This window comes from Aestuariibacter sp. GS-14 (genome assembly GCF_006494365.1).
Taxonomy (GTDB): domain Bacteria; phylum Pseudomonadota; class Gammaproteobacteria; order Enterobacterales; family Alteromonadaceae; genus Alteromonas; species Alteromonas mangrovi.
Genome location: NZ_VHIP01000004.1, coordinates 243,647 through 257,241 on the forward strand (window position 1 = coordinate 243,647; position 13,595 = coordinate 257,241).

General features: G+C 51.7%; 11 protein-coding genes. 1 reads left to right on the forward strand and 10 read right to left on the reverse strand.

Annotation, left to right across the window (positions count from 1 at the left end; translation table 11 throughout):
- Nucleotides 1–7: 7 nt before the first annotated feature.
- From FJ444_RS08955 to FJ444_RS08985, 7 genes are all read right to left on the reverse strand, one after another.
- Nucleotides 8–784 carry an IclR family transcriptional regulator gene (locus FJ444_RS08955; protein ID WP_140957882.1) on the reverse strand — a complete coding sequence of 259 codons (777 nt, stop codon included), beginning with the start codon at nt 782–784 and terminating at the stop codon, nt 8–10.
- A gap of 56 nt (nt 785–840) precedes the next feature.
- Nucleotides 841–1,689: a 5-dehydro-4-deoxy-D-glucuronate isomerase gene (kduI, locus tag FJ444_RS08960; RefSeq protein ID WP_140957883.1), complete on the reverse strand. Its 849-nt coding sequence runs from the start codon at nt 1,687–1,689 to the stop codon at nt 841–843.
- 21 nt (nt 1,690–1,710) lie between these two features.
- Complete coding sequence (gene kduD / locus FJ444_RS08965; RefSeq protein WP_140957884.1) at nt 1,711–2,475, reverse strand: 2-dehydro-3-deoxy-D-gluconate 5-dehydrogenase KduD; 765 nt, start codon at nt 2,473–2,475, stop codon at nt 1,711–1,713.
- Nucleotides 2,476–2,597: 122 nt separating this feature from the next.
- A complete protein-coding gene (locus FJ444_RS08970) occupies nt 2,598–3,998 on the reverse strand; it encodes an oligogalacturonate lyase family protein (protein WP_219993884.1) in 1,401 nt (466 codons plus the stop codon).
- A gap of 1 nt (nt 3,999) precedes the next feature.
- Nucleotides 4,000–5,496 (reverse strand): MFS transporter, encoded by a 1,497-nt coding sequence (locus FJ444_RS08975; RefSeq protein WP_140957885.1) that lies wholly within the window; start codon nt 5,494–5,496, stop codon nt 4,000–4,002.
- A gap of 23 nt (nt 5,497–5,519) precedes the next feature.
- A complete protein-coding gene (locus FJ444_RS08980) occupies nt 5,520–6,626 on the reverse strand; it encodes a glycoside hydrolase family 105 protein (RefSeq protein WP_140957886.1) in 1,107 nt (368 codons plus the stop codon).
- A 315-nt stretch (nt 6,627–6,941) separates the two neighbouring features.
- Complete coding sequence (locus tag FJ444_RS08985) at nt 6,942–9,662, reverse strand: Tat pathway signal sequence domain protein (RefSeq protein WP_181405113.1); 2,721 nt, start codon at nt 9,660–9,662, stop codon at nt 6,942–6,944.
- Between the two features lie 223 nt (nt 9,663–9,885).
- Here FJ444_RS08985 and FJ444_RS08990 point away from each other — a divergent pair, with 223 nt between their 5' ends.
- Nucleotides 9,886–10,653, forward strand: coding sequence for a DUF1961 family protein (locus tag FJ444_RS08990; protein WP_140957887.1), 768 nt, complete (start codon nt 9,886–9,888; stop codon nt 10,651–10,653).
- Here the strand turns inward: FJ444_RS08990 and FJ444_RS08995 are convergent.
- From FJ444_RS08995 to FJ444_RS09005, 3 genes are all read right to left on the reverse strand, one after another.
- Entirely contained in the window at nt 10,640–10,954 is a 315-nt protein-coding gene (locus tag FJ444_RS08995; RefSeq protein WP_140957888.1) for a hypothetical protein, read from the reverse strand. The genes FJ444_RS08990 and FJ444_RS08995 overlap by 14 nt on opposite strands.
- Before the next feature lie 162 nt (nt 10,955–11,116).
- A complete protein-coding gene (gene rhaM / locus FJ444_RS09000) occupies nt 11,117–11,431 on the reverse strand; it encodes an L-rhamnose mutarotase (protein ID WP_140957889.1) in 315 nt (104 codons plus the stop codon).
- A 2-nt stretch (nt 11,432–11,433) separates the two neighbouring features.
- On the reverse strand, nt 11,434–13,569 hold the full coding sequence (locus tag FJ444_RS09005; RefSeq protein ID WP_140957890.1) for a beta-galactosidase: 2,136 nt from the start codon (nt 13,567–13,569) through the stop codon (nt 11,434–11,436).
- Nucleotides 13,570–13,595 lie beyond the last annotated feature (26 nt).

Sequence of the window (13,595 nt, forward strand, 5' to 3'; positions counted from 1 at the left end):
GTTCCGGTTAAGCTTTTAAGCGACTTTCTTTGAGCTGATAAGTATCGCGATAGATGCCGCGAGCGGCTTCTTTGGCAAACTCAGCCACCACCGGTATTTGCGATTTAGGGAAGGTCACCGCCGGCGCAGTTACACCAACCGACGCTACTACCACGCCGCGGTTATCGCGCACCGGTACCGCCAGACAACGCACGTCTTTATTGTATTCGCGCTCGTCTACCGCATAACCTAATGCTTCCACGCGCTTCAACTCTTCGCGTAGCTGATCGATATCCGTAATGGTGTATTCGGTGTGCTTCTCCATGGGGTGTTCTTTCAGGATGAGCTCAAGATTGTCGTAATACAGGAACGCCAGGAACACTTTGCCACCCGCCGAGCAATGCAATTGAGCCTGCACGCCAGGACGTTTGGACACCATGAGAGGATTAGGACTGTCTACTACTTCTACAATTAAGATACTGCCATTGTTGGGTACAGCAAGGTGAGCAGTATGACCACTTTTCAGCGCCAAACGTTGAATGTGGGGGATCGCAAGCTGGTGCATGCGATCAGAATTAATAATGTGTAACCCCAGTTTCATGAGATCAGTACCGCAGTAGTAACGCTTACCACGCTTTTCCAGCATTTGTTCGTTACACAGGGTTCGCAGCAACCTGAAAAGCGTTGTACGCGGTAAATCCAGTGCCACTTCCAGGTCATGCATTGTCATTCCGTTTTCGCTGTTGGCCAGCAAGCGGAAAATCTGACAAGCATGGTTAACACTCGGTATCAGATAACGTTCCATAATCACTTCCAGGGTTACACAATTGTTAATATTGTATTATTTTTAATGTGCTATTACTATCGCAGTTCATTCGGCGGGAAGCTATCCATATCGCCGTAATCCAGGTTTTCCCCGGCCATTCCCCAAATAAATGCGTAGTTAGATGTGCCAGCACCACAGTGTATTGACCAGGGTGGTGACAGTACTGCTTGCTCGTTTTGAACAAAGATATGACGGGTTTCCTGAGGCTCACCCATAAAGTGACACACTGCCTGACCGTCGGCTACATCAAAGTAAAAGTATACTTCATTACGGCGATCGTGCTGGTGAGCAGGCATGGTGTTCCACACACTGCCTGGCTTCAGACGGGTTAACCCCATTTGCAACTGACAGGTTTCAACTACCGTGTTAATCATTAGCTGGTGAATATCACGTTCGTTCGACGTTGCCTGACTGCCAAGGTGAAGTACCTTCGCATCTTGCTTGCCAATTTTCTTGTTGGTAAACGCATGGTGAGCCGGTGCTGAGTTCAGGTAGAACTTGGCGGGCTTAGCCGGGTCATTGGAGTAAAACGTGACTGACTTGTTGCCTTTTGCCAGATACAGCGCTTCTTCTGCAGCCAGCGCGTATTCTTCGCCATCGGCTACCACGGTGCCGTCGCCACCCACGTTAATAATGCCTAACTCGCGGCGGTCCAGAAAATGCTCTGATTTCAGTGCATCCAGTGTTTCCAGTGCCAGTGGGCTGTCGGTAGGTACGGCGCTGCCTACCATGAAACGCTCGTAGTGACTGTAAATCCAGTACACTTTGCCCGGCTGCATGAGTTTATCGGCCAGAAAGGTATCGCGAAGTTCAGTGGTGTCGTAGCCTTTTACTTCGCGCTGTCCCACTGCATACCTGACTTCGTACTCAGTTTTGTTTGACATAATGTCGGTTCCTCAAATGGTTTATCGGGCCAAAAAGCCGCCGTCTACGGCGAGAATATGGCCATTGATGTAATTACTTGCACTGCTAGCCAGGAATACAGCAGCCCCTTGCAGATCGGCAGTCTCGCCCCAACGAGCCGCCGGAATTCGCTTCAGAATCTCCGTGCTGCGTTCAGGGTCGTCCTGCAGAGCCTGGGTGTTGTCGGTTCGGATATAGCCCGGCGCAATCGCGTTAACCTGCACATTGTGCTGCCCCCACTCATTCGCCAATGCCTTGGTGAGTCCTGCTACCGCGTGTTTGCTCGCTGTGTAGGCTGGCACCGTAATGCCGCCACTGTAGCTCAGCATAGATGCAATATTGATGATCTTTCCTTGCTGGCGCGCAACCATGGATTTGCCAATTTGCTGGCATAAAATAAAGGTTGCATCCAGATTTACCTGCAATACGTTTTGCCAGGCTTCCAGTGGGTAATCAACGGCCGGACTGCGGTATATCGTGCCGCCATTGTTCACCAAAATATCAATCTCACCATAGACCGCTTGAGCCTGTTCAGCCAGAGCAATCACTGCGTTGGCATCTGACAAATCTGCCGCCAACTCGGTTGCAGTGCCACCTGCCTGCTCAATCTTACTTACCGTTTCCTGGCATCCTCCAATACGGCTGGCTGCGCATATTACTTTGGCGCCGGCAGCCGCCAACCCCATCGCCAATGCCTGTCCAATACCCCGGCTGGCTCCTGTTACCAGGGCTACCTTGTTGACTAAACCAAAGTCTGGCTTACTCATTGATGCACACTCCTTTCTATACCGTATTGTGAGTGGTGATAGTGTGGTCGCTGCTCCAAATGTGAAGCAAGAAAACCGTTATTGAACACGCCAAAACCAGCAATTATGTTCAAATGTGAAACTTATTCTGACGCGGCAACCTCTACCGCGTAGACATGCACCGGACCGTGCATGTTCGAGCGGAATACCACCCATTTACCATCGGGTGTAAATGTTACGTTGGGCTCCAGCCGATAGTCGTGTTGCTGCATGTTAACCAGCCGCTCGGCTTTGAGTACCGCGGGCTTAATCAGCTCTACTGCATTGGGTGCACTAATGCCTGCCACATCGTTGATCGGCTCATCGCGAAACAGATAAATCCATTTGCCATCTTCTGCGCGCGCCACCATTTCATGGTCGCCACCGTCACCGGCAAACACGCTGCCGTCTGGCGAAATATTAAAATGTACCGACCAATAATCCCGTGGCATATGCCGCCATACGCGCTCGCCGGTGTTCAGGTTGTAGCTTGCCAGCCAGAACACTTCACCACGCGGGGTTTGCAGGTCGTAGAAAATCCTCTCACCACTGGCATCAAAAAACTCATGCCCGGCAATTTCCATATTCATACTGCGATGATGGACCTTTTGCTGACCTGTTCCATCTGCGCGTATCGTCCACACGCGATCAACCTTGTGCCATGGGCCTTCATGGCAGTACATGATTTGCTCGGGATCATTGGGTGAAAACTGAATGTGGTTAAGCCAGTCAGTGGCTTTCAGTAAGGTTTTCTGCTCACCGGTTGCAATATTAAAGGTGAACATTTCCATGGGAATACGGGCTTCCAGGCGCTCATTGATCCGCACTTCTTTGGCGTCGGCAAACGTAAGGGGTTTGCCATCGGGTCCAAGCGCTTCGTAACGCGCCTCAAACCGGCTGTCGCGCGGGCCCGCTTCCATGTTGTAGGCGTGTTCGGCAAACGCGCCAATTAACAGGGTTTCATCGCTGTTAATCGAGTGAATTTTACCTCTGGGAATGGCGCCCAGTTCCGTTACCTCACCGGTATCCAAACTCACGCGCAGCAATTGTGTTGGCTGTTGTAACTCATTGCCAGGGTGCACCATTTCGCCGTTCTGACGGGCAATTTGAGTAAGGTATACGCTGCGGGATTGTTTGCCCACGAACAAAATGCCGGCATCCGGGTGTTCGTAAATGCGTTTTACCGACAGGTCGGTTAAATCTACCACTGCCACACCGCGTGGGTTATCCACCGAGATCACCATTTTATCGCCTTCGGCGGTATAGGCGTTCTGATGGAAGTACAGTGAACGCGAGCCTGGCTCCTCCGACAATCGCACGATGCGATGCCCGGTATCGGGATCCACCCAGTCTTTAGGAACGGCCGCTGGTTGACTGTCCTGTGCGGCCTTCTCGGCGGCCACCGGGGAAGTAACCGCGCTCTCGGTGGCTGGCTGACAACCCGCCAGTGCCATGCCTGCAACAAGTATGGCTAACAATGAGTACTTCATGCGTGGAGAGTTCATGTTAACGGCCCACCGGGTTTTTGCCCCATAGCTGGTCGTAAGACCAACCGGACAGATCTTCAACAATGGCTTTGTGTTCAGCTGAAGCTGGCGTTTGCTGACCGTCTTTGAAGCGCTCAATTTCCGCCATCAGCACTTCATGGGTTTCTTTGCTTAACCTGAATTTAGTAGACACATAAAAGCCGAATAACAATACCGCTAACGGCCCTGCCACCAGCATCACCATTATGGTAGTAATTGCCTGTGGATCCTGTACATCGGCACCGGAAACAAATCCGCCGGCCTCAAGAATGATACCCACCGACATCACCGCAACTGCTTGTGTGGCCTTGCGAATAAAGGTCATCACACCCGCAAAGCTGCCTTCACGGCGTCGTGCGGTAACGATCTGGTCGACATCCGCCATGTAGTTATAAGTATTCCAGGGAATATAATTGAGCGCACCGCGGCCAAGCCCGGCTATAATCACGCCGACGGCAAGCCATAGCGCACTGAAGGTTTCGGTGGTCAGGTACAGGGTAAGCAGGGCGATGATGCCCGCAATGTAAAGTAAAATCGCAATGCGATATGTTGGCGCGGGGCCAAAGCGCATAACCAGCGGAATAGCACAAGCAACCGCAACCAATTGTGCAACATAGGTGATCGCCATCATTTCAGACGCTATTACCACTGAGCCACCAATAGCGAACACCACAAAGTAAGTGAATACCGCGTTGAACACGTCCTGGCTGATATAGCCGCCTAAGTACATCCCCAGATGCAGGCGGAACGCGCGAATACGCAGCGTAGACGACAAGTTTTTAAACAGGGTTTTCAGGGTGCCAGCCACTGTCCAGTTGTCGTCTCGTTTTACTTCTTCTTCGCTGAGTTCGCTGATATCGCGTTCCCAGGTAAAGTACCAAACGGCGAACACCACCAGCATAAATACCGCAGAGAAAATAGAGCCCATGATCAGGAAGGTTTCAGCAGACTCTTTGCCGCCCACTGCACTCACGATCCAACTGGGTAGAATACCGGCAAAAATTGCCGAGATTTGACCAGTCAGAATACGCGCACCGGCCAGTTTGGCTTTCTGCTTGTAGTCATCGGTCATTTCTGCTGCCAGCGTTTCGTAAGGAATAATCACCGACGCATACACCAGTTCGAAGAACACGTAAGTGACCAGGTAATACCAGTATTCCTGCCCACTTACCCACATCAGGGCAAAGCTGGGCAGCAATGGGATAGAGCCAATCAAAAACACCCGGCGACGACCGAACTTGCGGCCAATTCTGGTGCTGCCCAGGCCATCGGAGATGTGTCCAATCAATGGACTGGCAACCGCATCCAGAATACGAGCAATCGCGAAAATCGACGCAGCCTGTACTGCCGACAAGCCGCAAAACGTGGTGTAGAAAAATAAAATCCACCCACTGATCACAGCCATAGAGCCTGCGCCAAGAATGTCATTCAGGCCATAGGCTACGTAGTTTACCGGTTTAAGCTGGCGTCGGGTCATGACTGCTCCTCCCTGATCGGTCTTTAAATGTAGGCGTTCATGAATTCAACCAGGGCGAGGATCGCCATGGACTGACCATACGGCATGGAAGTCAGCGGTATGTCGCGATAGCCTTGCAGATCATCAAACACTGGCGTACCAAACGATACCTGCTGTAATTCGCCGGTTTCATCGATGTTTTCCAATACTGCTTTGATGGCTTTAATCGCACATGGTGCGTATTCGTCGCTGATATAGCCTTTGCGAACCGCTTTTAAAATGCCATACGCAAAGCCCGCTGCAGCCGATGCCTCAAGATACGAATCCGGATCGTCCAGCAGGGTATGCCACAAGCCACCTTGATCCTGAGTTTTCACCAGCGCCTTTACCTGGGCTTCCAGGGTTTCAATCAGGAACATGCGCAAGCCATCGGTTTCTGGCAGATCCAGCAATTCGATGAATTCAGGAATGGCAATAGTGACCCAGCAATTTCCGCGCGCCCACAAGGCATCGGCGAAGTTGTGACGGCCATCAAATGTCCAACCGTGGAACCACAGGCCAGTTTTGCGATCGGCCAGGTATTTGATGTGCAGCATAAACTGACGCTTCGCCTCTTCCACATAGTGCGGGCGGTCCAGCAACAAGCCAATTTTTGCCAGAGGCAGCACACTCATCATGAGCGTGTCATCCCACATTTGCTGATAGTTCTCAGAGTTAAATACGATGTGCTGAATGCCGTTTTCTTCGGTACGTGGAATACCGTCCATGATCCACTCGGCCCATACGTCCAGGTACGGCAGATAGCTGCGGTTACCGCTGCGTTCCTGCATATAAGCCAGGGTTAAAAACGGTGACATGGTGTTCACGTTTTTGGTAGGTGTACCCGCCGCGAAACGGTTTTTAAACCAGTCTTCAATGATGTCACGGGCTTTGTCGTCACCGGTAATATCCCAGTACTTCAGCAAGCCGTACAACCCCACACCGTGGGTCCACTCCCAGTCGTTCCAGCCCTTGGTGTCGATTACCCGTCCGTCGTCCAGTTTTAGCAGGAATTCGCCGGTTTCATCGGTAATGTTTACCAGGTTGTCGATGAGTTTATCGATACTTTGGCGAACAGTTGCATAGGCAATATCATGAGCAATTGCGGGCATAGTGGATCCTTTACCTTACAAAAAGTTAATGCATACTTGGCGTACTGTCGGAAAAGAGAGAATAAGCGACAGGTACGCCAAATGTTTCAAATAGGGTGAATCTGTTTCATCGTTTCACTGTACACGAATTCACATATTGTTAACGTCGTTTAACGTTTTTGTTTCATATGCGAAATTCTTTTTCAGCACTGAACTTTTCAGGCTGACATTTGACGCTGTATCCCAGTGTGCTCCCGGTGAGAAGCAGGTTTGCCACAGGCAAACTGCCGGTAAGGGCAGCGCCTGCAGCGGGCACTTCGTTAGCGGGTAAGCGAGTTACTCCAGCGCATTGCCAACCAGGGCTAAATTCTGAATGGCTGCTAAGCCCCATTGCGACGCGTCGTTGGTGGAAATCCACGGCGCTTCATCGATGGGGTTGAGCACGTTTGGCCCTTCAACGTGAGTAGTCTGCAATTGACTGGACAACCCGTTTAACCCCGCGAATTCCTGCTTCGCGTCAAACTCTTTCCAGGCCCGTTTTGCCAGTTGCACGTCACCGTTGTGATAGGCGGTATAGGCGGTTAACCGGGAATGGGCAGCTTTGAGGTTGGGGCGCTTGGCAATACCCAGTGCAGCTTTCTGCGTTTCCTCATCGGCATTGTACAATCTGCCGTACTCCATCCAGGCTTGTTTATAGGCTGGAATATCAATGAGTTGATTTAGCTCGGCATTCATTTCTACCAAGCCAAATACTGAACTCAGATGAGAGATTGACGGTTCGTCCAGTTCATAGGGCAGCAAGGTTTGTGTAGCCGTGTCGTAGCCAAACGCGCCGGCAAAGAACCCCAGCGGATGCTCGCCAATCACGGTCATGGCGTTTACCAGGCGGTCGCGGTATTGCTTATCACCGGTGCGCTCCCAGGCGGTTAACCAGTTAGCGGCCGTAGAGCCCCAATCGGTACCCACGCCAATTTTTGCCATTCCCGGCAACGGATTTTCGCGCGCTACTTTGCGGGTTGGGTTTAATACGCCCAATGCCTGGTCGGCATTGATCACTTCATTCAGTACATCGCCGGTTCGGTCGTCGCCCGTAATGTAATAGTGGAAGCGGCGGTAAGCAGCGGTGCTGATCCGCATTTGCTTGGCGCTGCACCCCCAGTGCTGCACGTTATGGCGGGTTCCCAGACCTTTAAATTTACCGGCGTGATAAATATCCACATCGCGGTTGTGGCGGGTCATGTTTTCTGCCAAATGGAACGTTGTTGGGTCGCCGGTGCGCAAGAAGGAATACCACAACCAGAGATCAGGCGATAATTCGGAATTGTCCCAGGCGTAGCCGCCTATGTCGTAGCGCCACACATGCCGGTCGGTATCATACGTGTGCATGACGTCGCCGAAATTCCAGAACCCATACCAGTGACGCTGGTCAACCTGGGAACAGTAATACTTCACCTGAAAGTCCAGGCGATCCTCAATGGCTGATTTAGCGGGCGAGGAGCGATCGGGCAGGGTCCACAAACCACCAAACACACCGGCGGCCAAGTAGTCCTGTGGTGCCGCCACCACCTGGGGTGCCTGACTGATATAGTGCGCCATTGCAACGGTTTGCTCGCGGGATGGCGTGGTATTCATAATACCCAGCGTAAAGTCGGTGGTACGTGCCACCCCATATGCAGAACCAAATCCCGGCTCGTAATCTTCATAAATGATATTGAGTGCATCCAGCTGTTTGTCGTAGGTGTCCTGCCCCATGCCGTCGTGATAAAAACGCACGTCCATCGCTGGTGCTTCGGGAGACCAGAACCACAGGGTGGCTTCTGCCAGATCTGAGCCCGCGTTGCGCACATCTACCTGTACCGGATGAAGCTGCCAGAAATCGCGCATACCAAATAGTATACCGCCCGACGTGCCACCCACATAAGTTGCCCCATTGGCGCGTTGCCCCTGATCGGAATCGATCCAGCCGTGTCCAGGCTGTGTGCGTTTGCGAATAGCAAACCCGTTTGCCGATAACTGCGACAAGGTAAAATCGTTCCACACAGGGATATAGTGCAGCCGGCTGCTAACCCGCTCATCCCATTCACTGAGTGCAGGGGTAGCTACACCCGCAATCTGTGCGTCGCGCACGGTCTGCCCCGGATCGCGGCGCAGACCGGTAATGCCTTTTACACCTTCGCCCCACAAGCCATCGTTCTGACCTACAAACCGGATGTGGCGATTGTACAGTTCATCGCGCTGAACCACGTTAAAGCGCAATCCCAATCCGCGGATAAAGTCTTTCTGATCATCGCCATCGTAAATAAACGTATGACTGATTTTTACCGTTTCCGCCCCCGCATACGCGTAGATTCGAAGCGCAAAAGGCAGCCAGTTGCGGCCCGCCCCGGTTGTATGCTTGCCTTCAATTTTGATCACAGAGCGTACCGGTCCTTGTTGTTCTACCGTTACCGAATCAATGGAAGAGGTAAATGCGGTAACGTTAGCAGGGGATTCTGGCGTATTGTCGGGTGCATCCTGCACTAATCCCACCAATCGCGCTGCACGACCAATAATTTTACCCTCGCGATGCATTTCACTGATGATGTCCTGGCCGGAAGTTGCAATGTGCAAACTGATCACACCGGTATTCACTACCACTTTTCCTGACTGCTTCGTTATGCTTACGGCAGCTTTGGGGCTCACAGGTTTGCCTGCAATAATGGCAAATCGTTCACCCGGCTGACTGCCTGCAGGAATAGCATGAGCGGTCCATTTTATGCTGCCATCCGGCCAGTACGCGGTGGGCCAGCTTTGCAGAGGTACAGGAGTGCCCTGCTCGCTGATCAGCGTTAGCGACTGACCTTTTCTTAATGCGCCTTGCGCCCAGGGATGCCCCCAGGTGGCACCGCCCTGATAATCCGGCGCATTGCCATCTACCCAACTCAGGGTACCGGGCTCGCGTTTAATGGGAGAAAGAGGTTTACCTGTTCCTGATGTTACTGCGCAGCCTGTGGCCGATAGTGCCAGCGGCAAAGACGCCGCCATACCACTTTGCTTCAAAAAGGCACGTCTATCCATAATGATTCTCCCACTGCTGATTGTTCAATTCTAATCGCCTCAACACGACTTGATGATTGCTTTGATGAACGAAGCTGAGCGACTTTTTAAATATTTGTTAATTTATGATTAATTTGTACCATAAAAGAATCAAACAGCGGTATTTCTGGCGAAATAAATTGGTTTGATTGATTCAGATTTGAAACTGACTCACAGTGCAGAAAAAATAACGGGAACCGATTTTATGAAGTCATGTATTCGCTACCTGCAACCGCTTGTTGTGCTAACACTTTTATTAACCGGCTGTCAGTTGCTGCCGTCAACATCACCCAGTAGCACCTTGGCCGAAAAAGGCCCGTTGCTGTACAGCAATCCACTTAGTCAGGCCAGCGATGTAGCAGACTGGGTAATGGAAGGGCCGGGTGAAGTTACGTTTAGTGATGGCTGGATGCGCATGTATTCACCCAATCAGGCTATGCATCACGTATTTTGGGCACCGGTGCAGTTGCCAGACAGTTTTGTTGCAGAATGGCAGGCGCAGTCGCTGAATAGCGAAGCCGGGCTGGTTATTGTCTTCTTTGCTGCAAAAGGCGTTAACGGCGAAAGCATCTTTGATCCGTCACTGCCCGAAAGAGATGGCACCTTTACTCAGTACACCGAAGGGGCCATTCGCAGTTATCATATCTCTTATTACGCCAATGCCGCCCACAATCCGGATCGCGGCCATGCAAACCTCAGAAAGAACAATACCTTTAGCTTGCTTCAACAGGGAGAGGTAGGCATTCCAACGCATTCAAATCAGGTACATCAGATCCGCCTGATTAAGCAACAGGCGCACATCAGGTTGTACGTGGATAACCGCCTGGTGATCGACTACACAGACAATCAGCCCGTGGTAGACGGTGTGAATACAGGCCCGGCGTTAACCAATGGCGCGCTGGGATTCAGACAAATGCAATGGACTGACTTTCAATACCGGGCACTACAGATATGGGCAATCAAAGGCGCTTGATCAACGCCTGGTAGGCAGCGTTGTCCTGCTGCTTTAATCGCTTCAGGTCGGCTTCAATTTTATCGGCCAGGGTGTGTTGTTTTATGGCATTGATGTCATCGGCCATCTTTCTTAGCGATGCAAAAGCATCACCCGGCTCACCTTCTGCCAGTTCCAGCACAGCCTGAGTGATTTTGCCCAGCTGCTTGCCATAACTGGCAACCTGGGTCACCACGGCTTTCTCAATGGCAGAGTCACCAGCCAGATTAATTTCGTACTGCGGGGAGAACCAGGTTGTGGTTGGAGAGAAGTCAAATGCCAATCTGCATAGAGGATTGGTAATACGTCACCGCTAAGCGGCCAGTGCCAGATAATCGGATTAAACGGATTAAACTAAAAAGGATTAGTTAAACTTTTCATGCGCCACACTCCTTATGATTTAGCTTATGAGTGCAGCGCAGATTGATTGTTATTTGTACAGCTATTATGCCAAATGAAACACCTTGGTTAGCGGCTGTACTACCGGGCTGTTGTCTGGGTTGTGCGCCATAATATCACCCATGTAGGCCCACCATTTTTGCATTATCGCCGTCGCAGGCAAGTCATCCATGGTGTGATTGTCTTTACGCCACAGCACAGCAAAAAGCTGTAAGGTGTTGGGGTGCAAGAAAATTGAGTAGTCTTCTATACCCGCCTTTTTTAATTCATCCACCAGCTCAGGCCAAATTTCGTCGTGTCGTTTTTCGTATTCGGCTTCACAGCCCGGGTTTAATTGCATCACAAATGCGATTTTTTCCATGTTCAGATCCCTTTTACCTGAATAACGTGTTGTGTATAACCGTCGAGTGTTAGCGTGTTGCCCAGCGGTTTACCTGTGAGCAAATCGGTGGCGCTTGCTGGTAATGTAACGCTGCGAGTATCTGCCAGCATATTCAGCACAATCCAAATGCGTTGGCCGCGCTTATTGGTGCGTGGCACAATTACCACGCCTGCGGGCACGTCGGCTAGCGGGTTAACGCCTACTTCGCTGGCATAATGACTGATAAGCGCGTTGAGCATAGTGTCTTTGTGCTCGCCGTATGGCATGGCCCCCAGCAGCACCAGTTTGCCTTTGCCAATATTGCGCTCGGTAGCGAACGCCAGCCCTTTGCCTCGGCCTTGGGTAAGTGTGCCAATAACCTGGGTGCCTTCACGCGCAATCATGGCGGCACACCAGCCACTTAATTCGCTGCTGACACCCAGTAACTCCCCGGTGGCCCCTGTACCGGTTAGGGGCATTACGTATTGGGTGGTTACGCCCGCCAGTTTTTCCAGCAGGCCTAAGCCGGCATCGGTGGGGACAGTATGCTCTTTACCACGCGTTCCGGTAACCGGTCCGGCTATCCATACCCCGCCTTGCTCCATGAAGTCTTTAGCCCGCAGCAGAAATGCATCGCTAACATAGGGCATGGCGGGTGTAATAAGCAGTTTCAATCCATCCAATGCTGCATTTTCAAAACGCACTTCGCGATGGTAGCCCAAATCCAATACGTGTTTGTGCCACATTTCAATGACGCCACGGTATCGCGTTGGGAAGCCATTGCGCTTGTCGAGCCCTTCCGTTTCAAGCATGGCTCTGGCGTGATCTGAATAGGTAATAGCGATTGGCGGTGTTTCCAGCGTTGTGTCGAGTATTACCGGCTCCAAACGGGCTTTTAGCGCCGCCACTTTCTTCACTTCCTCATAACCAATGGAAGGCGTATTCCATGCACTTTTAACAGCGCTGTGTGGCAACTCCGCGCCGGTGCGCTGCTGACGCCACAACCAGTAACAGAACCCTTCGCCACCCAACGCATAAATCAAACTGGCCTCAGCCGCTAAAAAGCCTTCCGGGTGCATGGGCTGATGATTGCCCAGCCAGCCGTTGTGTGCCACGCTGGTTTCCATTAGCCAGAAGGGCTTGCCCGGAATGGCGGCGCGATACAAATCTGAGCGGAACGCCAGGGTAGCCCACTGATCGGCACTGGGATACGCGTCGTAAGAGGCAAAGTCCTGTGCGCGCATGGCGCGTTCGTGGTGAATATTAAATGCCGGATTGTCGTTGTGGGTAATCGGCATATCAGAGTATTTGCGGATAGACTCGCGCTGAGCCACCATAAAGTCGGCGACACTTTCCCGGCAAAACAGTTTATATGCGGTAATGAGTGACGCATTGTGTAAAAAAGGCGTAGTTACCGAGGCGGGCACTTGCTCAAACGACGTATAATACTGGCTCCAGATGTGTGTGCCCCAGGCCTTATTCAGTGCATCAATAGTCGTAAATCGCTTTGCCAGCCATGCGTGCCAGTTGGAAATGGCAGCGTCGCTGTAGTCCTCGCTCACATGCGCTTTCATTTCGTTGTCGAGCTGCCAGACAATTAACGCCGGATGGCGGCCTAACTCACGAGACATATGCTCAATGATGTTAAAACAGGCTGCGCGCACATCGGGATGTTCATAGCTGGCATGCTGACGCGCGCCATGGCTCATGATTTCGCCTTTCTCGTTTTTATGGCAGCGTTCCGGGTGCCCGTGCGTCAGCCATACCGGTGGCGTTGCGGTAGGTGTACACAGTACCACCTGAATACCCGCCGCATGCATTTTGTCCATCACGTTTTTAAACAGCGAAAAATCCAGTTGGCCTGGCTCAGGCTCCATAGTCGACCAGGCAAACTCAGCCATGCGTACCACATTGATACCCAACGACTGCATTTCGGCGATATCGGCGTCTACGTCGGCATCAGGCCAAAGCTCTGGATAATAAGCGACACCGTGGATGAGTTTATTGTGACGATAATAAGGCGCGGATTGCGTGCTGCGAACCGTGCCTGCAAGGCTGGCTATGGGAAGGCAAGCAACACTGAGTGCTGCACTTTTACCAGCAAGAGAAAAGAGTCCTCGTCGGGAAATAGATGTCATGCAAGGTTCCTATCAAAAAAAAGGGT

Bases quoted from the DNA above. Each gene is read 5' to 3' on its own strand.
- FJ444_RS08955 (WP_140957882.1), bottom strand. From the start codon at position 784: ATGGAACGTTATCTGATACCGAGTGTTAACCATGCTTGTCAGATTTTC.
- kduI (WP_140957883.1), bottom strand. From the start codon at position 1,689: ATGTCAAACAAAACTGAGTACGAAGTCAGGTATGCAGTGGGACAGCGC.
- kduD (WP_140957884.1), bottom strand. From the start codon at position 2,475: ATGAGTAAGCCAGACTTTGGTTTAGTCAACAAGGTAGCCCTGGTAACA.
- FJ444_RS08970 (WP_219993884.1), bottom strand. From the start codon at position 3,998: ATGAACTCTCCACGCATGAAGTACTCATTGTTAGCCATACTTGTTGCA.
- FJ444_RS08975 (WP_140957885.1), bottom strand. From the start codon at position 5,496: ATGACCCGACGCCAGCTTAAACCGGTAAACTACGTAGCCTATGGCCTG.
- FJ444_RS08980 (WP_140957886.1), bottom strand. From the start codon at position 6,626: ATGCCCGCAATTGCTCATGATATTGCCTATGCAACTGTTCGCCAAAGT.
- FJ444_RS08985 (WP_181405113.1), bottom strand. From the start codon at position 9,662: ATGGATAGACGTGCCTTTTTGAAGCAAAGTGGTATGGCGGCGTCTTTG.
- FJ444_RS08990 (WP_140957887.1), top strand. From the start codon at position 9,886: ATGAAGTCATGTATTCGCTACCTGCAACCGCTTGTTGTGCTAACACTT.
- rhaM (WP_140957889.1), bottom strand. From the start codon at position 11,431: ATGGAAAAAATCGCATTTGTGATGCAATTAAACCCGGGCTGTGAAGCC.
- FJ444_RS09005 (WP_140957890.1), bottom strand. From the start codon at position 13,569: ATGACATCTATTTCCCGACGAGGACTCTTTTCTCTTGCTGGTAAAAGT.